At 64.7% G+C, this 20,911-nt stretch carries 20 protein-coding genes and 2 tRNA genes; 14 read left to right on the forward strand and 8 right to left on the reverse strand.

What is annotated here, in order from left to right:
• Positions 1-91: 91 nt before the first annotated feature.
• On the forward strand, positions 92-727 hold the full coding sequence (locus ACZI8R_RS00480) for a mycothiol-dependent nitroreductase Rv2466c family protein (RefSeq protein ID WP_463377606.1): 636 nt from the start codon (positions 92-94) through the stop codon (positions 725-727).
• On the opposite strand, the gene ACZI8R_RS00485 is transcribed toward ACZI8R_RS00480, so the two are convergent.
• Positions 724-1,731 (reverse strand): M48 family metallopeptidase, encoded by a 1,008-nt coding sequence (locus ACZI8R_RS00485; RefSeq protein WP_463377607.1) that lies wholly within the window; start codon positions 1,729-1,731, stop codon positions 724-726. The two genes, ACZI8R_RS00480 and ACZI8R_RS00485, sit on opposite strands and share 4 nt — an antisense overlap.
• 74 nt (positions 1,732-1,805) lie before the next feature.
• On the opposite strand from ACZI8R_RS00485, the gene ACZI8R_RS00490 reads away from it, so the two are divergent.
• Both ACZI8R_RS00490 and ACZI8R_RS00495 read left to right on the forward strand, forming a co-directional pair.
• Positions 1,806-2,279 (forward strand): ribose-5-phosphate isomerase, encoded by a 474-nt coding sequence (locus ACZI8R_RS00490; protein WP_463377608.1) that lies wholly within the window; start codon positions 1,806-1,808, stop codon positions 2,277-2,279.
• A 9-nt stretch (positions 2,280-2,288) separates the two neighbouring features.
• Positions 2,289-3,086, forward strand: coding sequence for an Fpg/Nei family DNA glycosylase (locus tag ACZI8R_RS00495; RefSeq protein ID WP_463377609.1), 798 nt, complete (start codon positions 2,289-2,291; stop codon positions 3,084-3,086).
• A 51-nt stretch (positions 3,087-3,137) separates the two neighbouring features.
• On the opposite strand, the gene ACZI8R_RS00500 is transcribed toward ACZI8R_RS00495, so the two are convergent.
• Positions 3,138-3,911, reverse strand: coding sequence for a DUF1542 domain-containing protein (locus ACZI8R_RS00500; protein ID WP_463377610.1), 774 nt, complete (start codon positions 3,909-3,911; stop codon positions 3,138-3,140).
• A 161-nt stretch (positions 3,912-4,072) separates the two neighbouring features.
• Positions 4,073-4,146, reverse strand: a tRNA-Gly gene (locus ACZI8R_RS00505).
• 139 nt (positions 4,147-4,285) lie between these two features.
• On the opposite strand from ACZI8R_RS00505, the gene ACZI8R_RS00510 reads away from it, so the two are divergent.
• From ACZI8R_RS00510 to aroQ, 6 genes are all read left to right on the forward strand, one after another.
• Positions 4,286-4,362 (forward strand) — tRNA-Pro (locus ACZI8R_RS00510).
• A gap of 62 nt (positions 4,363-4,424) precedes the next feature.
• Entirely contained in the window at positions 4,425-5,798 is a 1,374-nt protein-coding gene (gene tig, locus ACZI8R_RS00515) for a trigger factor (protein WP_463377611.1), read from the forward strand.
• Positions 5,799-5,985: 187 nt separating this feature from the next.
• Positions 5,986-6,573, forward strand: coding sequence for an ATP-dependent Clp protease proteolytic subunit (locus tag ACZI8R_RS00520; protein ID WP_463377612.1), 588 nt, complete (start codon positions 5,986-5,988; stop codon positions 6,571-6,573).
• 43 nt (positions 6,574-6,616) lie between these two features.
• Positions 6,617-7,279 carry an ATP-dependent Clp protease proteolytic subunit gene (locus ACZI8R_RS00525; RefSeq protein WP_463377613.1) on the forward strand — a complete coding sequence of 221 codons (663 nt, stop codon included), beginning with the start codon at positions 6,617-6,619 and terminating at the stop codon, positions 7,277-7,279.
• A gap of 278 nt (positions 7,280-7,557) precedes the next feature.
• A complete protein-coding gene (gene clpX, locus ACZI8R_RS00530; RefSeq protein ID WP_463377614.1) occupies positions 7,558-8,835 on the forward strand; it encodes an ATP-dependent Clp protease ATP-binding subunit ClpX in 1,278 nt (425 codons plus the stop codon).
• Positions 8,836-8,971: 136 nt separating this feature from the next.
• Positions 8,972-9,412: a type II 3-dehydroquinate dehydratase gene (gene aroQ, locus ACZI8R_RS00535; RefSeq protein WP_463377615.1), complete on the forward strand. Its 441-nt coding sequence runs from the start codon at positions 8,972-8,974 to the stop codon at positions 9,410-9,412.
• On the opposite strand, the gene ACZI8R_RS00540 is transcribed toward aroQ, so the two are convergent.
• The 3 genes from ACZI8R_RS00540 to pcaD are packed head-to-tail and all read right to left on the reverse strand — an operon-like array spanning position 9,413 to position 12,299.
• Positions 9,413-10,624, reverse strand: coding sequence for an acetyl-CoA C-acetyltransferase (locus ACZI8R_RS00540; RefSeq protein ID WP_463377616.1), 1,212 nt, complete (start codon positions 10,622-10,624; stop codon positions 9,413-9,415). It abuts the gene before it with no gap.
• A 47-nt stretch (positions 10,625-10,671) separates the two neighbouring features.
• Positions 10,672-11,463 (reverse strand): IclR family transcriptional regulator, encoded by a 792-nt coding sequence (locus ACZI8R_RS00545; RefSeq protein ID WP_463378174.1) that lies wholly within the window; start codon positions 11,461-11,463, stop codon positions 10,672-10,674.
• Positions 11,464-11,492: 29 nt separating this feature from the next.
• Positions 11,493-12,299 (reverse strand): 3-oxoadipate enol-lactonase, encoded by an 807-nt coding sequence (gene pcaD, locus ACZI8R_RS00550; RefSeq protein ID WP_463377617.1) that lies wholly within the window; start codon positions 12,297-12,299, stop codon positions 11,493-11,495.
• Positions 12,300-12,392: 93 nt separating this feature from the next.
• On the opposite strand from pcaD, the gene ACZI8R_RS00555 reads away from it, so the two are divergent.
• Together ACZI8R_RS00555 and ACZI8R_RS00560 are read left to right on the forward strand one after the other, a co-directional pair.
• A complete protein-coding gene (locus ACZI8R_RS00555; protein ID WP_463377618.1) occupies positions 12,393-13,142 on the forward strand; it encodes a CoA transferase subunit A in 750 nt (249 codons plus the stop codon).
• A complete protein-coding gene (locus tag ACZI8R_RS00560; protein ID WP_463377619.1) occupies positions 13,139-13,780 on the forward strand; it encodes a CoA transferase subunit B in 642 nt (213 codons plus the stop codon). Before ACZI8R_RS00555 ends, ACZI8R_RS00560 begins: the two co-directional genes overlap by 4 nt.
• Positions 13,781-13,787: 7 nt before the next feature.
• Here the strand turns inward: ACZI8R_RS00560 and fdhD are convergent, their stop codons facing one another.
• Both fdhD and ACZI8R_RS00570 read right to left on the reverse strand, forming a co-directional pair.
• Positions 13,788-14,615 (reverse strand): formate dehydrogenase accessory sulfurtransferase FdhD, encoded by an 828-nt coding sequence (gene fdhD, locus ACZI8R_RS00565; RefSeq protein WP_463377620.1) that lies wholly within the window; start codon positions 14,613-14,615, stop codon positions 13,788-13,790.
• Positions 14,615-16,921: an FdhF/YdeP family oxidoreductase gene (locus tag ACZI8R_RS00570; RefSeq protein ID WP_463377621.1), complete on the reverse strand. Its 2,307-nt coding sequence runs from the start codon at positions 16,919-16,921 to the stop codon at positions 14,615-14,617. The genes fdhD and ACZI8R_RS00570 overlap by 1 nt, the downstream gene beginning before the upstream one ends.
• Positions 16,922-17,044: 123 nt before the next feature.
• On the opposite strand from ACZI8R_RS00570, the gene ACZI8R_RS00575 reads away from it, so the two are divergent.
• The 3 genes from ACZI8R_RS00575 to ACZI8R_RS00585 all read left to right on the forward strand — a co-directional run bounded on the left by ACZI8R_RS00575 (position 17,045) and on the right by ACZI8R_RS00585 (position 20,856).
• Complete coding sequence (locus ACZI8R_RS00575; protein WP_463377622.1) at positions 17,045-18,049, forward strand: iron-siderophore ABC transporter substrate-binding protein; 1,005 nt, start codon at positions 17,045-17,047, stop codon at positions 18,047-18,049.
• A 94-nt stretch (positions 18,050-18,143) separates the two neighbouring features.
• Entirely contained in the window at positions 18,144-18,752 is a 609-nt protein-coding gene (locus ACZI8R_RS00580) for a GNAT family N-acetyltransferase (RefSeq protein WP_463377623.1), read from the forward strand.
• Positions 18,753-18,810: 58 nt separating this feature from the next.
• A complete protein-coding gene (locus tag ACZI8R_RS00585) occupies positions 18,811-20,856 on the forward strand; it encodes a S9 family peptidase (RefSeq protein ID WP_463377624.1) in 2,046 nt (681 codons plus the stop codon).
• Positions 20,857-20,911: the final 55 nt, after the last annotated feature.

Raw genomic sequence — 20,911 nt, forward strand, 5'->3', positions numbered from 1 at the left:
GAGACGGAGGGTCGGGAACTTTTGATGGATGATCGGTGTTGCGGAGTACGAGGTGTGAGAAGAAACCGACAACTCGCCGAGGAGCGTGCAGATGACTACAGGTAGTTCAGAGGGTGCAGCCGGTACCAAGGACCTTGCGGAGTTCTGGTTCGACCCGCTCTGCCCCTGGTGCTGGATCACCTCGCGGTGGATTCTCGAGGTGGACAAGGTTCGTGACATCGAAACCAAGTTCCACGTGATGAGCCTTGCAGTACTCAACGAGGGTCGTGACATTCCCGAGGACTACCGGGAGATGATGAGCAAGGCGTGGGGCCCGGTTCGGGTGCTGATCGCGGCAGCGCAGAAGCACGGCGACGACATTCTTCTCCCGCTCTACACGGCGATGGGCACCCGAATCCACAACGAGGGCAACAAGGATTTCGCCGACGTGATCTCCGCGTCGCTCGCCGAGGTGGGGCTCGAGGCGGAATTGGCCGGCGCAGCGGACACCGACGCGTACGACGCCGCGCTGCGTGAGAGTCATGCTGCGGGAATGGATGCGGTGGGCCCTGATGTCGGTACACCGACGATCCACGTGAACGGAGTGGCGTTCTTCGGTCCCGTGCTCTCGCGTATCCCACGCGGTGAGGACGCCGGACGGGTGTGGGACGGCGCTGTTGCGCTCGCGGGCTACCCGCACTTCTTCGAGCTCAAGCGAACTCGTACCGAAGACCCCGAGTTCGACTAGAGAGCGGGCCCGGCCGGGCCTACCGAGGCTGTCGGAGCAGGAAACTGCGGATCACGGTAGATCTGGCCGGGCTTGAGGAACAGTGAACCGTGGCGGGTCCGGTTGCGCAGCGCCGCGGCCCGCCAGGTGAGCACCGGATGTCCGGACATCACGTTCACGAACCAGGCGAAGAATCCCCGCTCGGTAGTGGCGCGATCGGCCAGTTCGTCGAATCCGACCACGCTGACGAGGTACTTGCCGGCGCCGAGAACGCCCATCGCGCCGCGAGCACCCCGAGGACGCACGCAGTACCCGTGGTTGTCTGCTGTGTACTCCATCGAGCGGTAGAGGGCAGGGCCGACGACCGGGAGGTAGTTCGCGGCGAACTGACCCAACTGCCGCCAGTACGAGGCATGGCCGGCGGCGATGTGTCCGACCTCGTGCCCGATGATGAAGGACAGCGCCTCGGGTTCGCGGGCCTGCCCGCCGATCTCGAACATGTCGCTGTAGACCACGACGAACCGTCGAAGACCGTGACCCGACGCGAAAGCGTTGATCTGACCGTTGCCGAGAACCACGTAGGCGTCGGGCGGCGTGCGCATACCGAACCGTGCCGCCGCCTCGGCGACCATCCGATACCCATCGGGAAACTGGGTCGGCGACATCTTGACGCCGTTGACCTGCTGCGAGCCGTACAGCTGACCACGACCGATCGCGAGGGCGATGGGCGCGAGCAGGACGATCAACAACCAGGTCGACACGATTCCCAGAACCAACGCCAGAATCGAGAACACGTAGACGATCGCGGTCAGAATCACGGTCACGACGAGAAGTGGGATCTCCCAAGGATGGCGAACGGGGTCGTCACCCGGAAACAAGCCCCTCCGCCCGGAACCCGATCCTGGTCCCGCCGGACCGGCCCACTGCGGATACTGCTGTGCGGGTGGAGTCTGCGGCGCCGGCGAGGAGAAGCCAGGCGGGGGAGTGCCGTGGAAGTTCTGCCCGGCGGGGTGGTCGGGATGCATGCGCACCAGGTTAAGGCGCGCCGGGGAGAGGCAACCAATCGAAGCCTGCGCTGCATCTGACAGAATCACCGACCATGCGCGTATACCTTGGTGCCGACCATGCCGGATTCGAACGTAAGAACGAGATCATCGAACACCTGACCGCGGCGGGACACGAAGCCGTCGACTGCGGTGCACACGCCTACGACGCCGTGGACGACTACCCGGCGTTCTGCATCGAGGCCGCACGTCGCGTCGTCGCCGACGAAGGCAGCTTGGGAATCGTGTTGGGTGGCAGCGGAAACGGCGAGCAGATCGCCGCGAACAAGGTTCCGGGTGCACGGTGCGCGCTCGCATGGAGCGTCGAAACCGCCCAGCTCGCTCGCCAGCACAACAACGCGCAGCTCATCGGAATCGGCGGGCGTATGCACTCGCTGGAAGAAACGATCGCCATCGTCGATGCTTTCCTCGCGACGGCCTGGTCCGACGAGGAGCGCCACCAGCGCCGTATCGACATTCTCGCCGAGTACGAGAAGACGGGCGAGGCGCCCGCGGTACCGCAGGCCTGAGGAATACCCGTGCCTGAAGGGCACACCCTTCACCGACTGGCGCGCCTGCATCATCGCGAGTTCGCGGGCGCGCCGGTCCGGGTACTGAGCCCGCAGGGCCGGTTCGAGCAGGGCGCTGCGCTCGTCGACGGTCGTATTCTGTTGCGAGCGGAGGCATGGGGTAAGCACCTGTTCCACCACTACGAGGCAGACCGAATCGTGCACGTTCATCTCGGGCTGTACGGCGCGTTCACCGATTCGTCGGTGCCGATGGACGAGCCGGTCGGACAGGTACGGATGCGGATGATCGGTTCTCGTTTCGGTACCGATCTCCGTGGTCCCACGGCGTGTGAAGTGCTGGATCCGGAAAAGGTGGACGCACTCGTCGCCCGACTCGGCCCCGATCCGTTACGTAAGGACGCAGACCCGGAGCGGGCATGGTCGCGAATCTCGCGGTCCAAGGTCTCGATCGGCGCTCTGCTCATGGATCAGTCGGTGCTTGCCGGCGTAGGGAACGTGTATCGCGCGGAAGTCCTCTTCAGGCACGAGATTCACCCGGACCGACCCGGCAATGCAGTGTCGAGGTCCGAATGGGATGCGCTGTGGGCCGATCTGGTCGCTCTGATGAAGGTGGGAGTTCGCCGCGGGAAGATGCACGTCGTCAGGCCGGAAGACGACAAAGGTGAACCGTCCTATGCAAAGGACCGCCCACGTACCTACGTCTATCGCCGTGCCGGGGATCCCTGTCGGGTGTGCGGCACTCCCGTTCTGCACTCGGTGATGAAGGGCCGCAATCTCTTCTGGTGCCCCACCTGCCAACCCTCCTGATCCTGCGAGTGGTCTGCGAGTCTCTGGACTCGCAGACCACTCACAGGGGAGTCAGAAGTCGAAGCCGCCGAAGTCGCCGCCGCCGAAGTCTCCACCACCGAAGTCGCCGCCCATGTCGCCGGTGTCTCCCATGTCACCGGCATCTCCGGCGTCTCCGCCGTCGCCGCCATCGCCCAGTTCCTGGGAGCCGTCACCGGCGCCGCTTTCGAACTCGTTCGCGGAATAGCCGACACCGGACATCCCGGAGAACATCGCCGAGAACAGGAACATCGAACCCATGCCCCACGCACCGGCGACGAGTGCGGGACGCCACCACGGCTCCGAGTACCAACCTGCGGGTACGGGGCGACCGGCCACGCGGCCGCCCGGGTAGTAGTTGGGGGTGTGTGAGGACGGGTTGGGCGAGGCCGCGACCTGTCGACCTTCGAACTCGACTTCGCGGTCCTCGGTGACCGAGCCCGCGGACTTCTGCCCATCGAGCGACGGGACCTCGGGGCCGGGATCCATGTCCATCGCGATGCGCGCGGCGCGAATGTAATAGAGCCCCTCGAGTGCCGTCTGTTTCGCGAGCCTGGCTTGAGCGGGAGTGGTTGTCTGATCGATCTGGGAACCGGCCGCCGTGTAGCGCTCCGAGGCGTCCGCAAGGGCCTGCTTCGAGGGCGTGTCGGATCCGACGAGATTGAACACTTGGCCGCCCAGACGCTCGATCGCCTGGCGGGCGTCCGCTTTGGCGTCTTCGAGCCGGTTCGCGCTGGAGCGATTCTGAGTCTTGGCCACGACGAATACGACCGCGGCAAGGACGACGATGATGAGCAGGAATTCCATGGGGGCCTCACGACCGGACGTTTCGGAGGTGGCAAATCGGACAATTTCCACAGTACCGACGCGGTCCCGGGTTACGCCGCGAGCGAACACCGGCGTGATCGTGACGGGACGAGAAGCGGGCAAACGAAAAAGGAGCGTTCCCGTGGGGGAACGCTCCTGTGTGGAGGGGATGACGGGAATCGAACCCGCGTAATCAGTTTGGAAGACTGAGGCTCTACCATTGAGCTACATCCCCGTGCACGTCGAAAATCGCTGCGAGCAGTGAACTCCGGCTGCGATGGAGACTGTACCCAACCTCGCTTTGGAATTCATAATCGGGGGGCCGTAGGATCGTCCCTCGGGTCCTCGCGATGTCGGCGAGAATCTTTTCGGACCGGGGTGTAGCGCAGCTTGGTAGCGCATCCGCTTTGGGAGCGGAGGGTCGCAGGTTCAAATCCTGTCACCCCGACCAGAACCACCAGACAGCAAATCTGTCGAAATCGAACGTGCAAGACCAACGAAGGAGCTATTTCCGTGAAGAGCACCGTCGAGCAGCTGAGCCCGACGCGAGTCCGTATCAACGTTGAGGTGCCCTTCGAGGAGCTCAAGCCTGATTTCGACAAGGCCTACAAGGCCCTCGCGCAGCAGATTCGTCTCCCCGGCTTCCGTCCGGGCAAGGCCCCGGCCAAGCTCCTCGAAGCTCGCGTCGGTCGCGGCGCGGTCCTCGAGCAGGTCGTCAACGACGCACTGCCCGGCCGCTACTCCGAGGCCGTGACGAGTTCATCGGTGAAGGCCATCGGCCAGCCCGAGATCGAGATCACCAAGCTCGAAGACGGTGACGTTCTCGAGTTCGCCGCCGAGGTGGACGTACGCCCCGAGATCACCCTTCCCGACTACTCGACGATCGCCGTCGAGGTCGACCCGGTCGAGATCACCGACGAAGCGGTCGACGAGCAGCTGTTGTCGCTGCGTCAGCGCTTCGGCACCCTCACCGGTGTCGACCGCGGTGTGCAGGACGGCGACTTCCTGTCGATCGACCTGACCGCCACCGTCGACGGCAAGGCCGTTCCCGAGGCGACGGCCACCGGCCTGTCGCACGAGGTCGGTTCCGGTCAGCTCATCGAGGGCCTCGACGAGGCCGTCATCGGCGTGAAGGCGGGGGAGTCGAAGGAATTCCCCTCCACCCTCGTTGCCGGTGAGTTCGCAGGCAAGGAAGCTGTCGTCACCGTCACCGTCGGTTCGGTGAAGGAGCGCGAGCTTCCCGAGGCGGACGACGAGTTCGCGCAGCTGGCGAGCGAGTTCGACACCCTCGAAGAGCTCCAGGCAGATCTGCGTGAGCGCGTCGGTCGCGTTCGCAAGGTCGAGCAGGCCGGTCAGATCCGCGACAAGGTTCTCGAGCAGCTTCTCGAGACCGTCGAGATCCCGTTGCCCGACGCCGTCGTCAAGGCCGAGGTCGACGCGGCGCAGCACGACGCAGTGCACGGCTTCGATCACGACGAGGAAGCCTTCGAGAAGGCACTCGAGGAGCAGGGCACCACTCGCGAAGAGTTCGACAAGGAAGCTCAGGAAGGCGCCGAGCGTTCGGTCAAGACTCAGCTGCTGCTCGACTCGATCGCTGATTCCGGCGACATCACGGTCGGTCAGGACGAGCTCACCGAGCGCATCCTGTTCCAGGCGCAGCGCTACGGCATGCCGCCGGAGCAGTTCATTCAGCAGATCCAGCAGGCGGGTCAGCTCGGCGCAGTGTTCGCGGACGTCCGTCGGGGCAAGGCTCTCGCCTCCGTGGTCGAGCAGGCCAAGGTCACCGACACGACGGGTTCCGCTGTCGACACATCGGAGCTCTTCGGTGGCAACGAGTCCGAGGACGACGACAACACGGCAGATTCCGCCGAGAGCGAAGATAAGTAAACAGGCAGGTGGCGGGGCAATTCGGCCGCTGTCGTCAATGAAGAGTTTTCCGCTTTGAGCGAAGTGGGGCGGCACCGGGACTTCGGTGCCGCCCCACTTCGTTAGTGTCAGTGTCAGCAATCGACGATTTATCGAGAAGGCAGGTACCGTGACTTCCAATCACCTGGAGACTTTGCAGAGTCCCGCCATGACCTCGGCCACCGCTGGATTGAACCTCAGCGACTCGGTCTACGAACGCCTGCTGCGCGAGCGCATCATTTTCCTCGGTACCCAGGTCGACGACGACATCGCGAACAAGCTGTGCGCGCAGATCCTGCTGTTGTCGGCGGAGGACCCCACTCGGGACATCTCGCTGTACATCAACTCGCCCGGTGGCTCCGTCACCTCCGGCATGGCGATCTTCGACACGATGCAGTTCGCCGAGTGCGACGTCGCGACCTTCGGTATGGGCCTTGCTGCGTCGATGGGGCAGTTCCTTCTGTCGGCCGGCACGAAGGGCAAGCGTTACGCGCTTCCGCACGCGCGGATCATGATGCACCAGCCGTCGGCCGGCATCGGCGGTACGGCCAGTGACATCGCGATCATGGCCGAGCAGTTCAAGCACACCAAGCGTGAAATGGCCGAGCTCATCGCCGAGCACACGGGCCAGAGCATCGAGCAGATCACCGAGGACTCGGACCGCGATCGTTGGTTCACGGCCACCGAGGCACTCGAGTACGGCTTCGTCGACCACGTCGTCTCCCGCGCGCGCCAGACCGGCGGGTCCGGTAACTGACCGGATCGCGCCGTCGCACGCCCCACAATCCTTTGGAGAACCGATGACCAACATGTTCGATCCCCGTAAGCTCGGTGGCCAGGCTCCGGCCGGTCCGCAGAGCCGCTACATCCTGCCGTCGTTCATCGAGCACTCGAGCTACGGCGTCAAGGAGTCCAATCCGTACAACAAGCTGTTCGAAGAGCGCATCATCTTCCTCGGCGTACAGGTGGACGACGCTTCCGCCAACGACGTGATGGCGCAGCTTCTCGTTCTGGAGTCGCTCGACCCGGACCGCGACATCACGATGTACATCAACTCGCCCGGTGGATCGTTCACGTCGCTCATGGCGATCTACGACACCATGCAGTACGTGCGCGCCGACATCACCACGGTGTGCCTCGGTCAGGCCGCGTCTGCCGCGGCCGTCCTGCTCGCTGCCGGCACGCCCGGTAAGCGGATGGCACTTCCCAACGCGCGGGTGCTGATCCATCAGCCGGCCACCGAAGGGATCCAGGGTCAGGTCTCGGACCTCGAGATTCAGGCCGGCGAGATCGAGCGTATGCGTCGCCAGATGGAACTGACGCTGGCGCGGCACACGGGCAGGGATGCCGATGTCATTCGCAAGGACACCGATCGCGACAAGATTCTGACGGCCGAGGAGGCCAAGGAGTACGGCATCATCGACGACGTGCTCGAGTACCGAAAGCTCAGCGCACAGAAGTAGGTCGTTTACACGCCGTCTCACCCCGGCTCGCGACACGCCAGTATCGGGCGGTTGCTGCGGGCCGGGGATGCGATCCGCGAGGCTGAGTTCCCCGAAAACGTATCTGCGCGAAGCGTGGCTGTTCTTCGGGCGGACGGTTTCGAAAGATCCGTCGGCGAATCACCGGTAAGCAGTCGACCTCGTTCCCGATCTGCGGGTACGGTCACATAACGGGCTTTCGTCCAGATCCACTTCGGGCGAGGGTTGCACGGAAACGAAGGAAGTAGGGACCTGACGAGATGGCACGCATCGGAGACGGCGGGGATCTGCTCAAGTGCTCTTTTTGTGGCAAGAGTCAGAAGCAGGTCAAGAAGCTCATTGCGGGACCTGGGGTGTACATCTGCGACGAGTGCATCGACCTGTGCAACGAGATCATCGAAGAGGAACTGGCCGAGTCGAGTGAGGTGAAGCTCGACGAGCTTCCGAAGCCTGCCGAGATTCGTGATTTCCTCGAGAACTATGTGATCGGTCAGGATTCTGCCAAGCGGTCGTTGGCGGTCGCCGTCTACAACCACTACAAGCGCATCCAGGCGGGCGACAAGAACCGCGACGCGCACGGCGAGTCGGTCGAGTTGGCGAAGTCCAACATTCTGATGCTCGGCCCGACGGGCTGCGGTAAGACCTATCTGGCGCAGACCTTGGCGAAGATGCTGAACGTTCCGTTCGCGATTGCCGATGCCACGGCGCTCACCGAGGCCGGTTACGTCGGCGAGGACGTCGAGAACATTCTTCTCAAGTTGATTCAGGCTGCGGATTACGACGTGAAGCGCGCCGAGACCGGCATCATCTACATCGACGAGGTCGACAAGATCGCCCGCAAGAGCGAGAACCCCTCGATCACTCGGGACGTGTCCGGTGAGGGCGTCCAGCAGGCGCTGCTGAAGATCCTCGAGGGGACACAGGCGAGTGTTCCCCCGCAGGGCGGACGTAAGCACCCGCACCAGGAATTCATTCAGATCGATACGACCAATGTTCTCTTCATCGTGGCGGGCGCGTTCGCCGGGCTCGAGAAGATCGTGTCGGACCGCATCGGGAAGCGCGGAATCGGATTCGGCGCCGAGGTCCGATCCAAGGCGGAGATCGACACGCAGGACCACTTCGGTGAGGTCATGCCCGAGGATCTCATCAAGTTCGGCTTGATCCCCGAGTTCATCGGTCGACTCCCGATCGTTGCCTCCGTGACGAACCTGGACAAGGAGTCACTCGTCCAAATTCTCGCGGAGCCGAAGAATGCGTTGGTGAAGCAGTACACGCGCTTGTTCGACATGGACAACGTCGAACTCGAGTTCACGACGGACGGACTCGAGGCGATCGCGGACCAAGCGATTCTCCGGGGTACCGGTGCCCGCGGTTTGCGCGCCATCATGGAGGAAGTCCTCCTCCCCGTGATGTACGACATTCCGAGTCGCGACGATGTCGAGCGTGTCGTGGTGAGCGCCGAGACCGTCACCGACAACGTGCTTCCCACCATCGTTCCGCGCAAGCCCGAGCGGGAGCGTCGCGACAAGAGCGCGTAGGTAGCTTGACCGGGAATGGACGTTCGTGCGGGTTCTCCGCGCGAACGTCCTTCTCGTATCGGGCGCTTGCCCCGAGGTTCATCGGCCCTGAAGATATCCGAGTTGGTTGGTTCACACACGTGGAGGACAGCGAGTAATGACGGCAGCAGGCCCGATCTTCGTCTTGAACGGCCCCAACCTGAATCTTCTCGGTCAGCGTCAGCCGGAGGTGTACGGGCGCTCCACTCTCGACGACGTGGTGGAGTTGTGCCGAACCACGGCGGCTCAGGCGGGTCGCGAGATCGACGCGCGGCAGTCCAATCACGAGGGGCAATTGATCGACTGGGTACACGAGGCTCGGCTGACCGCGTCTGCTGTCGTGATCAATCCCGGTGGCTACACGCACACGTCGGTGGCGCTGCGCGACGCGCTGGTGACCCTCGAAGTTCCGCTCGTCGAGGTGCACATCAGCAATGTGCATGCTCGTGAGGAGTTTCGCCGTCACTCGTACGTGTCGGGCATCGCGACCGGCGTCGTCGCGGGCCTCGGTATCCAGGGATACCGAGCCGCGATCGACTTCGTCTGTGCGCTGGACTGATCAGGCTCGCTCGAACACGGCCGCCAAGCCTTGGCCGCCGCCGATGCACATGGTCTCGAGACCGTAGCGAGTTTCCGTGCGGTCCATTTCCCGGAGGAGAGTCGCCAAGATGCGGCCGCCGGTGGCGCCGACCGGGTGTCCCAGTGAGATTCCGGAGCCGTGTGGGTTGAGCCGCTCGTCGGTGGGTTCGATCTTCCACTCGCGCAGTACCGAAAGCGTCTGGGCGGCAAAGGCTTCGTTCAGCTCGATGATCCCCATGTCGTTCAAGGTCAGTCCGAGTCGGCCCAGCGCGGCCGCGGTGGCAGGAACCGGTCCGATGCCCATCGTGCGTGGTGCCACCCCGGCCACCGCCCACGACGCGAGTCGCGCCAACGGTGTGAGGCCGAGTTGCTCGGCCTTCTCCGCGGTCGTGACGATGCAGATCGCGGCGCCGTCGTTCTGACCGCTTGCGTTGCCGGCCGTCACGGTTGAATCGGGGTCGATCTTTCCGCGGATCGCCCGGAGTTGCGCGAGTGATTCGGCGGTGGTGTCGGCGCGGGGATGCTCATCCGTGTCGATCACCGTCGACGTGCCCTTTCGTCCGGGCACCGTGACCGGAACGATCTCCTCGGCAAAGACGCCGGAGTTCTGAGCCTTCACTGCGCGGGCATGTGACTGCGCGGCGAGCGCATCCTGGTCGACGCGGCCGATGGAGTACTCCGCACGCAGGTTCTCTGCGGTTTCGATCATTCCGCCGGGGACCGGAAAGTTCTCACCGCCTGCCGTCACTCGTGCGCGCGCGAGTCGATCTGCCAACTGGACTCCGTCTCCGCGGATTCCCCAACGAATAGTGGGATTCGCGTAGAACTCCGCCTGACTCATGGATTCGGCACCGCCCGCGAGAACCAGGTCGTTCGCGCCGGAGGCGACGTGCATGGCCGCGGTGATGACTGCTTGGAGTCCCGAACCGCATCTGCGATCCACCTGCATACCCGGCACGTCGATACCGAGGCCGGCGTCCAGGGCCGCGATCCGGCCGATCGCCGGAGCTTCGCCGCCGGGCGAGGCCTGACCCAGGATCACGTCGTCGATCTGGGCGCCGTCGATGCCTGTCTTCTCGACGAGGGCGGTGATGACGGCCCCGGCAAGCCGCTGGGGAGAAATATCCTTGAACACACCACCGAACCGTCCGACCGGGGTCCTGAGTGGTTCGCAGATGACGATGTCGCGCATGGGGTGCCTTTCCTGGTGCAGTGAGTGACGAGCCGGGCGGAGGGACGTCAGCGGTTGACGATGGCGAGATCCTGTCCGATTTCTGCGGCGGCGGACTGTACCGCTGGGACGAACTCGGAGTGCAGCCGATCCATCGTGTAGCGGGCCGCGTGTGTCGATATATTCACAGCCGCAACGGTATTCCCTGCCAAGTCGCGAATCGGTGCGGCCATCGATCGCAGTCCTGCCTCGAGTTCCTGGTCGAGGATGCAGTAGTCGTTTTCGCGTACCTCGAGGAGTGTGGACCGCAATCCTTCGCGGATCGTGACCGTGTGATCCGTGAGTGGCTGTAGTTCGAGACGGGTGAGGTACTCGTCGAGTTCGTCGTCGGGCAACCCGGCCAACAGCACCCGGCCCATCGAGGTGGCGTACGCCGGGAAGCGAGTCCCGATCGTGATGGCCACCGTCATGATTCGGCGGACCGGGACACGCGCGACGTAGACGATGTCGTCGCCGTCGAGGATCGACACCGACGAGGACTCGTCGACCTGGCGACTCAGCTTCTCGAGGATCGGCGTCGCGACTTCGGGAAGCGAGAGGCTCGACAAATAGGAGTAGCCCAGTTCGAGAACGCGTGGGGTCAGCCAGAACTGGGAGCCGTCGGTGTCGACGTACCCGAGTTCGGAAAGGGTCAGCAGGAACCGGCGAGCTGTCGCCCTGGTGAGTCCGGTGGATCGCGCGACCTCGCTGAGGGTCTGGCGTCGGCGGTCGGAATCGAAGCACCGCACGACGGCAAGACCCCGTGCCAACGACTGCACGTAGTCGGACGAGCCGGGGGCGCGTTCGACGCCTGCTTCGATTGTGGATTCGATCTTCTCGTCTGTGTTGTTCACGACTTCTCGCCGTCCCTGCTCGGCGTGCGCGCGTCGAAGTGAGCGCGGAGGAGTTCGGTGACGCGGGTCGGCTGCTCCAGATTCGGGAGATGGGCCGCGGGGGAGAGAACCTCGAAATGGGCGTCTGCGATTCCGTCGGCCAGCACCTGCATGACCGAAGGTGGTGTGGAGGGGTCTTCTTCGCCGGCGAGTACCAGCGTCGGCGCCGCGATCAGTCCGAGGTCGGCAGCGAAGTCCCAGTCCGAAAGCGCCTCGCAGCACGAGGCGTATCCCTCGTTGGACGTCGCGGCGATCATGGCGCGGTGGCGGGCCACGAATTCGGGGTTCTCGGCGGCGAATCCGTCGGTGAACCAGCGGTCCACGACCGCGTCCGCCAGCGATTCCGTGCCGTCGTTGCGCGCGACCGCTGCACGGTCGATCCACCCCTGCGGTTCGCCGAACTTCGCGGCCGTGCAGAGCAGGCTGAGGGTGCGGATGCGCGAGGGTGAGTGGGCGGCCAGCCACTGGGCGACGGCACCGCCGAGCGACAACCCGACGATGTGCGCTTCGTCGATGTCGAGCGAATCCAGGACGGCGAGGACGGCCTCGGCCAGCGTGGCGATCGTGCACCGACCCTCGGGGAGCGGTGACCCGCCGTGTCCTGGATGGTCGATCGCAACGACGCGAAAGCGGTCCGACAATCGCTCCACCTGTGGCGCCCACATGGAGAGGTCGGATCCGAGCGATCCGAGCAGGATCACCGCGGGTGCGTGTGCCGCTTCGTCGCGAGGGCCCGTCGCTTGGCTCGAGAGTGTCACCGTCATCGATCTGTCTCCTTCTGCCGGGTTCGGCAAGCCGATCGTGTTCGCAATGCGTAACTATGTTCATATCACGAACATCAGTGTATTCTGGCTCTCATGGTCAACAAAGTCTTCGCGTCCGCGGCGGAAGCGGTCGCCGATCTTCCCGACGGAGCCTCGCTCGCGGTCGGCGGATTCGGCCTGGTCGGGATCCCGTCCGTACTCATCGATGCGATCCTCGAACAGGGCGCCACCGATCTGGAAACGGTCAGCAACAACTGCGGAACCGACGGATTCGGCCTTGGCCGATTGCTCGAGAACCGTCGCATCCGTCGCACCATCAGCTCGTATGTCGGTGCGAACAAGGAGTTCGCACGTCAGTACCTCAGTGGTGAACTGGACGTGGAGCTGACCCCGCAGGGCACGCTGTCCGAGCGCATGCGCGCCGGCGGCGCCGGAATCCCCGCCTTCTACACGCCGGCAGGTGTCGGGACCCAGGTCGCCGAAGGCGGATTGCCCATTCGCTACGACGGCGACGGCGGAATCGCGCTCGCGAGCAAACCGAAGGAGACCCGCGAGTTCGACGGGCAGAGTTACGTCCTCGAACGTGCAATTCGTACCGATTTCGCCCTGGTACACGCCTGGAAGGGCGACCGCCACGGCAACCTCGTTTTTCGCGAGACCGCGCGCAACTTCAACCCGGATGCGGCAGGTGCCGGACGGATCACCATTGCTCAGGTCGAGCATCTCGTGGAGCCGGGAGAACTGGATCCGGCGCAGGTGCACACACCGGGGATCTTCGTTCAGCGAGTGGTCGAGGTCGGCCCCCAGGAAACCGGTATCGAGAACAGGACGGTGCGAGCATGAGCTGGACACGTGACGAGATGGCTGCGCGAGTAGCCGCCGAACTCGAGGACGGGCAGTACGTCAACCTGGGCATCGGCATGCCCACCCTCATCCCCGGTCACATCCCGGACGGTATGGACGTGATTCTGCACTCCGAGAACGGTGTGCTCGGCGTCGGGCCGTATCCCGCAGAGGACGAAGTGGATCCGGAGTTGATCAACGCAGGCAAGGAGACGATCACCGTACTGCCGGGCGGCGCCTTCTTTGCTTCCTCCGACTCGTTCGCGATGATCCGGGGCGGCGCGGTGGACGTCGCGGTCCTGGGTGCGATGCAGGTGAGCCGGCACGGCGACCTTTCGAACTGGATGGTCCCGGGCGCGATGGTCAAGGGCATGGGCGGCGCAATGGATCTCGTGCACGGCGCGGGCATGGTGATCGTGATGATGGATCACGTCACGAAGAAGGGCGAACCCAAGATCCTCGAGGAATGCACACTCCCGTACACGGGCAAGGGGTGCGTGCAGAAGATCGTGACCGACCTGGCGGTCATCGACGTGACGCCGGACGGCCTCGAACTGATCGAGACCGCGCCCGGCGTGAGTGTTGCGGAAGTTCAGGCGGCGACCGGCGCGACTCTGCGTGTATCCATAGCTGTCTGACCGACGGTCACACGGCGATCTCCAGTCGCTCGGTGTGGGTGTAGACGTTCATCGAGTCGCCGCGGAGAAACCCGACCAGCGTCAGGCCGCACTCGTCCGCGAGGTCCACGGCGAGCGAGGACGGTGCAGATACGGTGGCCAGGACAGGAATCCCGGCCATGGCCGCCTTCTGTACCAGCTCGAACGATGCCCGACTGGTCACGACGAGCACGGTGTCCGCGAGCGGTAGACGCCCTTCGCGTACGGCCCACCCGAGAACCTTGTCCACGGCGTTGTGCCGTCCCACGTCCTCGCGCAGCACCAGTAGCGCGCCGTCGGCAGTGAACAATCCGGCGGCGTGGAGGCCACCGGTGGAGTCGAAGCCGCGCTGGCCGCGGCGCAGCGTCACCGGCATCTCGGAGAGCGTGGTGGTGTCGACGGACAGGGTGGCATCGCGCGGTGGGAACGGCAGTCTCTGTCGAATTTCTTCGGCAGATGTCTTGCCACACACCCCACATGCCGAGTTGACGACCGATCGACGACGCTGTGATTCGGGCAACGACCTGCCGTCGGCAAAGTCGACGTCGACGACGTTGTAGGTGTTCATTCCGTCGGAATCGACGCCGTCGCAATAGCGAATCTCGGAGATGTCCGAGCGGTTGTGAACGAGACCCTCCGCGAACAACGATCCGTGCACCAGATCGATGTCCGCACCCGGTGTGCGCATCGTGACGGACAGGGAGCGCCCCCCGATCCTGACTTCGAACGGCTCCTCAACGGCCAAGGAATCGGGGCGAGCCGACGAGCCGTTCGCCGTCACCCTGACGATCCGGCGTCTGGCGGTGACCCGGCCCATCACGAACTCCTTTCCAGGCGCACGACGACTGCCTTCGAGACCGGAGTGTTCGAGTGCCGCGCCACATGATCGAGCGCCACGAGCGGGTTGGTCTCGGGGTAGTACGCCGCCGCGTTGCCGCGCGGTGTGTCGTAGTGGACGATGCGGAAGTCCGTCACTCGGCGTTCCTGAATCGAGCCGTCGTCGGCCGGCCACTCCGACACCACGTCCACGAGATCGCCGTCGTGGAAGCCGAGTTCGGCGATGTCCTCGCCGTTGACGAGAATGACACGCCGGCCACCCGAGATTCCGCGGTAACGATCGTCGAGTCCGTAGATGGTGGTGTTGTACTGGTCGTGGCTACGGATCGTCTGCAAGATCAGACGACCGGGGGGAGTGGGTATCCATTCGAGGTCGTGCACGCCGAATGCGGCCTTGCCGGTCGGAGTGTCGAACTCGCGGGCATCGCGTGGCGGGTGCGGGAGACCGAACCCGTCCGGTTCACGGACGCGGCTGTTGTAGTCGGAGCATCCGGGCACGACACGAGCAATCGAGTCGCGGACCCTGTCGTAGTCGTCCTCGAACGGCTGCCACGGTACGGGGTGATCGGCGCCGAGCAATACCCGCGCCAGCTGGCAGACGATGGCGACCTCGCTGCGCAGGTGGTCGCTCACCGGGTGTAGTCGACCGCGGGAGAGATGCACCATGGACATCGAATCCTCCACCGAGACCACTTGTTTGCCGCTCGCCTGCACGTCCAGATCTGTTCGGCCCAGCGTCGGAAGGATCAGTGCGGTGCGACCGTGGACCAGGTGGCTTCGGTTCGGTTTCGTCGAGATCTGCACCGTGAGTTCGCAACTCCGTAGGGCATCTTCCGTGAGGGCGGTGTCGGGGGTTGCCTCGACGAAATTGCCACCCATGGCCATGAAGACTTTTGCGCGGCCGTCACGCATCGCCCTGATGGCGTCGACAGTGTCGAATCCGTGACGGCGCGGGGTCGTGATGGAGAACTCGCGGTCGAGTGCCTCGTGGAAGCTCTCGGGCATCTGCTCCCAGATGCCCATCGTGCGATCGCCCTGAACGTTCGAATGTCCACGCACCGGGCATACACCGGCGCCGGGTTTTCCCATCATCCCGCGCATCAGCAGGATGTTCGTCGCTTCGCGGATCGTTGCCACGGCGTGGGTGTGCTGGGTCAAGCCCATGGCCCAGCAGATGACGGTTCGCTCGGAACGGGCAAGGTCGCGTGCGGTGTCGAGCAGTTGGTCGAGCGTGAGACCGGTTGCCTCCAGGACGGTGTCGAGGTCGACATCGCCGACCTGCGCCTCGTACTCGTCGAAGCCGGTGCAGTAGTCGTCGACGAACGTGCGATCGACCACCGTGCCAGGTGCAGATCTCTCCATGTCGAGGAGAAGTCGGCCGAGGCCCTGGAACAGGGCGAGGTCACCGCCGAGCCGGATCTGTAGGTATTCGTCGGCGATGTCGACGCCGTTGCCGACGACTCCCTTCACCTTCTGGGGATCCTTGAATCGCAGCAGGCCGGCCTCGCGAAGCGGGTTGATGGCGACGATTCGTGCGCCGCGCTCCTTCGCCTTCTCGAGTGTCGACAACATGCGTGGATGATTGGTCCCCGGATTCTGCCCGGCGATGAGAATCAGGTCGGCGTCCTCCAGATCGGGAACGGTGACCGACCCCTTCCCGATTCCGATGGCGTCGGTGAGAGCGGTGCCGGAAGACTCGTGGCACATGTTCGAGCAGTCCGGCAGATTGTTGGTTCCGAAGCTGCGAACCAGAAGCTGATATGCGAAGGCGGCCTCGTTGCTGGTGCGGCCCGACGTGTAGAACACGGCCTCGTCGGGATCGTTCAGCGACTTCAGGTGGTCGGTGATCAGGCGGTACGCGTCGTCCCATTCGATCGGCTCGTAGTGACTCGCGCCCGGCCGCAAGACCATCGGGTGGGTGATTCGGCCCTGTTGCCCCAGCCAGTAGCCGGTTCGCTCGGACAACTGCTGCACCGAGTGCTCTGCGAAGAACTGTGGATCGGCAGTGCGAAGTGTGGCTTCCTCCGCGACGGCCTTCGCTCCGTTCTCACAGAACTCGGCCGGCTTTCGGTGGCCGGGTGTCTCGGGCCACGCGCAGCCGGGACAGTCGAAGCCATGACGCTGATTGAGACGGACGAGCGTGCGGGAAGTGCGCACTGCGCCCATCTGCTCCAGTCCCCGTTTCAACGACACGAGGACCGCGGGTACGCCCGCCGCGTAGTCCTTCGGCGGTCGGACGACCAGCTCGGTTTCGTCGATGTCGTCGGTGGGGCCGTGATGTGACATGCCTCCATACTGCCTCCCGAACCGTGACGGGCCGCCCCCATCCCAGAGGTTTGTCGATTAGTGTCGCTCGACGTAGGCGTACCGGATTGCAGAGAGGCTCGTCGAATGGCTGGCGTGGGACACATGAACACCTCGAATCGGCAGAGTTCGTTGAGTCGGCGGGGGTTCCTCGTGGCTTCGGGTGGTGCCCTCCTCGCGTTCGCGGCGGCGTGCAGCAGTGACTCGGGCAACGGCGGTAGCGGGGCAACGGGTGCGACGATCGAGCACAAGTACGGCTCGACCGAGGTGCCTGCCGACCCGCAGCGGATCGTGAGTGTCGGCTACAACGATCAAGACACCGTTCTGGCGCTCGGCGGAACGCTGGTCGGCACGTTCGACTGGTACGGCGACTACCCGAACGGTCTGTGGCCTTGGGCGCAGGAGGCGGCCGAGGGGCAGAAGCCGGAGATCGTGGCGGCGGCGTCGGGTGGTATCGATTTCGAGAAGGTGGCCGTCGCCGCGCCGGATCTGATCGTCGCCACGTATTCGGGCCTCACCAAGGCCGAGTACGACAAGCTGAGCGCGATTGCGCCGACTGTCGCACAACCTGCTCAGTTCGCCGATTACGGCGTGCCGTGGCAGGACCAGACGTCGATTCTCGGTGACGCACTCGGGAAGAGCAGCGAGGCGGCGGAGCTTGTGGCCTCGGTCGACGGAGACTTCGAGAAGGCAAGAGCCGCGAACCCCGCATTCGCGGGCAAGACGGTCCTGGTGGGCGCACTGAAGGGGCCAGGGCAGTTCGGGGTCTACGGGGCTGCGGACCCCAAGGTGCGCTTCTTCAACGAACTCGGATTCGTCAATCCGCCTGTGCTCGAACAGATCACCGGGAACTTCGCCGAGATCAGTACAGAGCAGCTCTCGTTGGCGGAGGTCGACCTGCTGGTCTGGTATGCGGGTGGCGGATTCGGAGACAAGCTTCGCGCGGAGCTCGACAAGACACCGCTCTACCAAGAACTACAGGTGGTGAAGGACGGGCGCACCATCGTCCTCGAAGACGAAGCGGCCGAGGCGATGACCTGGAGCACAGTGCTCAGCCTCCCGTATGCGCTGAACGAAATCCCGCCCCGAATCGTGCCCCTGCTTTCGTGACTCGGACGAACGGAACATTCGTGCGGTTGGACCGGACGTGCGTCGCGTTCGTCCGAGGAGTGCGGTGACGATCGGCTCGCTGTAGGTTCGGCGCATGGGAATCCGAGTGCGACCCGCAGACCGGGCCGACATTCATGGATTGTCTCGTGTACTCGCCGAGGCGTTCGAGGACGATCCCGTGATGGCCTGGCTGTTGCCTGATCCGAAAGACCGCGCGAAGCGGCTCGCACGCCTGTTCTCGGCCGTTACCCGTCATCACCACATTCCTCGAGGTGGGGTGGAGGTCGCCACCGACGAGACAGGTGTGATCGGCGGAGCAACCCTGTGGGACCCGCCGGGTGGGTGGCGTCAGTCGTCCTGGTCGAGTCTCGTGATGTTGCCGTCGATCGTGTGGGCGCTGGGCAGTCGAATCCGAGCGGAGGGTGAATTCGATCGCATGCTCGAGCGCGTCCATCCGGAAGAACCGCACTGGTACCTCGACACGATCGGAACGGGCGCGGTCGCACGCGGCGGCGGATACGGGACGGCCCTGATGTCTTCGAGGCTCGAGCGCGTCGACGCAGAAGGATCTGCGGCCTATCTCGAGTCGAGCAAAGAGGCGAACATCCCCTATTACGAGCGGTTCGGCTTCACTGTCACCGGGGAGGTCCCCTTGCCGAGAGGCGGCCCCGTCCTCCACTCGATGTGGCGCCGGGCTCGCTGAACGCGCGGCATCCTGGCGGATGGCCGCGTTGCCGCGTCCGACGTGATACCAACGAAGCGTGAATCCGATTCCCGAACTTCATGCCGGTACGCCCTTCGACGACCTCGACGATTACCTCGCACTCGGACGGATCAGCGGTTTGGCGCTCTCACCCGACGGTGAACGCCTCGTGGTCGCGCAGGCAGTCCTCGACACGGACGCCACCAAATACGTCACCGCGCTGTGGGACGTGGACGTCTCGGGTGAGCGCGAAGCGCGGCGAGTGACGTGGGGGAGTACCGGCGAATCGGGTGCGGCGTTCACGCCGTCGGGGGACCTACTGTTCTTGTCGGCGAGAAAGGGCGGGGCGGAGGAGGATCCGCCCACCGCAGTGTGGTGTCTGCCCGCCGGTGGCGGGGAAGCACGACCGGTGCTTCGCCCCGGCGGTGGCGTGAGCAGGGTGGTTGCCGCCCGACGGTCGAGCCTGGTCTACGCGACGGTCTCGAAGCTGGGTTCGGAGGTCGGCTCCGACGACGACGAACGGATACGGACCGAACGCAAGGACAAGAAGGTGTCCGCGATTCTGCACACGGGATATCCGGTGCGGCACTGGGACCACGATCTGGGGCCGGCCGCGCCGCACCTGTTGGTGCTCGACCTCGAGGCGGAAGCCGAGTCTGCCACGGATCGACCGGCCACGGATCTCACCCCGGGTGCCGGAGTGGCGCTTCGTGAGACATCGTTCTCGGCGAGTCCGGACGGTTCGTTCCTCGTCACCTCCTGGACGAAGCCGGGGCCGCTCGGTTCTCTCAGGCAGGTATTGGTGCGGGTCGACGTGGCGAGCGGTGAACGGACAGTCCTCCTGGAGGATCCGGCCGCGGACCTGACCGACCCCGTCGTATCGCCGGACGGCACTCGGGTCGCCTACCTCCGTGAGTCCGATTCGTCGCCGGATTCGGCCCCTCGGGTGACTCTGCACCAGATGGAGTTCGAGTCCGGTCGGGTCACCCCGACAACCGAGGGATGGGATCGGTGGCCGACGTCGGCGACGTGGTTGCCGGACGGTTCCGGCCTCGTCCTCACCGCCGACGACGGCGGTCGCGGCCCGTTGTACCTCGTGCGGGAGGGGGAGACTCCCCGACGATTGACAGCGGACGATGCTGCCTACACGGACGTGCATGTATCACCGGACAGCAGTGTTTTCGCGTTGCGCACCTCCTACGAACGGCCACCACACCCCGTCCGAGTGGACATCGCCACCGGTGAGGTCGTGGAACTCCGGTCGCCGGCCCCGGCCCCGGAGTTGCCGGGATCTCTGACCGAGATCACGGCTGCTGCACCGGACGGCACCCCGGTGCGGGCCTGGTTGGCGCTACCGACGGGCGCTGCGCAACATGCGCCGGTCCCGTTGGTGTTGTGGATACACGGTGGTCCGCTCGGCTCGTGGAACGCCTGGTCCTGGCGCTGGTGCCCCTGGCTGTTGGTCGCGAAGGGCTACGCGGTGCTCTTGCCCGACCCGGCACTGTCCACCGGATACGGCCAGGAGTTCGTCGAGCGTGGATGGGGGCGGTGGGGCAAAGAGCCGTTCACCGACCTCATGGCAGTGACGGACGCCGCGGTGGCGCTCCCGGAGATCGACGAGAATCGTACGGCCGCGATGGGTGGTTCGTTCGGCGGGTACATGGCCAATTGGGTTGCCGGGCACACGAACCGATTCAAGGCGATCGTCACCCATGCCAGTCTGTGGGCGCTCGATCAGTTCGGGCCGACCACGGACGCGGCGTGGTACTGGCAGCGTGAGATGACACCAGAAATGGCCGTGGAGAACTCACCGCACCTGTACGTCGCCGACATCTCCACACCGATGCTCGTCGTTCACGGCGATCGCGACTACCGCGTTCCGATCGGCGAGGGGTTGCGTCTTTGGTACGAGCTGTTGTCGGAGTCCGGGCTGCCCGCCGACCAGGACGGCGAGACGGTGCATCGCTTCCTCTACTTCCCGGACGAGAACCACTGGATCCTTTCCCCGCAGCACGCCAAGGTCTGGTACCAGGTGGTCGAAGCGTTTCTGTCGGAGCACGTCCTCGAGGAACCCGCCTCGATGCCGGGTTCGCTTCTGGGGTGAGCGTCGGCATCGATGAAAGGGTGCGGGTTCGCGCCGATGGGTCCAGACTGTGATG

Source organism: Rhodococcus huquni (genome assembly GCF_055231055.1).

Bases quoted from the DNA above. Each gene is read 5' to 3' on its own strand.
- ACZI8R_RS00480 (WP_463377606.1), top strand. From the start codon at position 92: ATGACTACAGGTAGTTCAGAGGGTGCAGCCGGTACCAAGGACCTTGCG.
- ACZI8R_RS00485 (WP_463377607.1), bottom strand. From the start codon at position 1,731: ATGCATCCCGACCACCCCGCCGGGCAGAACTTCCACGGCACTCCCCCG.
- ACZI8R_RS00490 (WP_463377608.1), top strand. From the start codon at position 1,806: ATGCGCGTATACCTTGGTGCCGACCATGCCGGATTCGAACGTAAGAAC.
- ACZI8R_RS00500 (WP_463377610.1), bottom strand. From the start codon at position 3,911: ATGGAATTCCTGCTCATCATCGTCGTCCTTGCCGCGGTCGTATTCGTC.
- ACZI8R_RS00520 (WP_463377612.1), top strand. From the start codon at position 5,986: ATGACCTCGGCCACCGCTGGATTGAACCTCAGCGACTCGGTCTACGAA.
- ACZI8R_RS00525 (WP_463377613.1), top strand. From the start codon at position 6,617: ATGACCAACATGTTCGATCCCCGTAAGCTCGGTGGCCAGGCTCCGGCC.
- clpX (WP_463377614.1), top strand. From the start codon at position 7,558: ATGGCACGCATCGGAGACGGCGGGGATCTGCTCAAGTGCTCTTTTTGT.
- aroQ (WP_463377615.1), top strand. From the start codon at position 8,972: ATGACGGCAGCAGGCCCGATCTTCGTCTTGAACGGCCCCAACCTGAAT.
- ACZI8R_RS00540 (WP_463377616.1), bottom strand. From the start codon at position 10,624: ATGCGCGACATCGTCATCTGCGAACCACTCAGGACCCCGGTCGGACGG.
- pcaD (WP_463377617.1), bottom strand. From the start codon at position 12,299: ATGACGGTGACACTCTCGAGCCAAGCGACGGGCCCTCGCGACGAAGCG.
- ACZI8R_RS00555 (WP_463377618.1), top strand. From the start codon at position 12,393: ATGGTCAACAAAGTCTTCGCGTCCGCGGCGGAAGCGGTCGCCGATCTT.
- ACZI8R_RS00560 (WP_463377619.1), top strand. From the start codon at position 13,139: ATGAGCTGGACACGTGACGAGATGGCTGCGCGAGTAGCCGCCGAACTC.
- fdhD (WP_463377620.1), bottom strand. From the start codon at position 14,615: ATGGGCCGGGTCACCGCCAGACGCCGGATCGTCAGGGTGACGGCGAAC.
- ACZI8R_RS00570 (WP_463377621.1), bottom strand. From the start codon at position 16,921: ATGTCACATCACGGCCCCACCGACGACATCGACGAAACCGAGCTGGTC.
- ACZI8R_RS00575 (WP_463377622.1), top strand. From the start codon at position 17,045: ATGAACACCTCGAATCGGCAGAGTTCGTTGAGTCGGCGGGGGTTCCTC.
- ACZI8R_RS00580 (WP_463377623.1), top strand. From the start codon at position 18,144: ATGGGAATCCGAGTGCGACCCGCAGACCGGGCCGACATTCATGGATTG.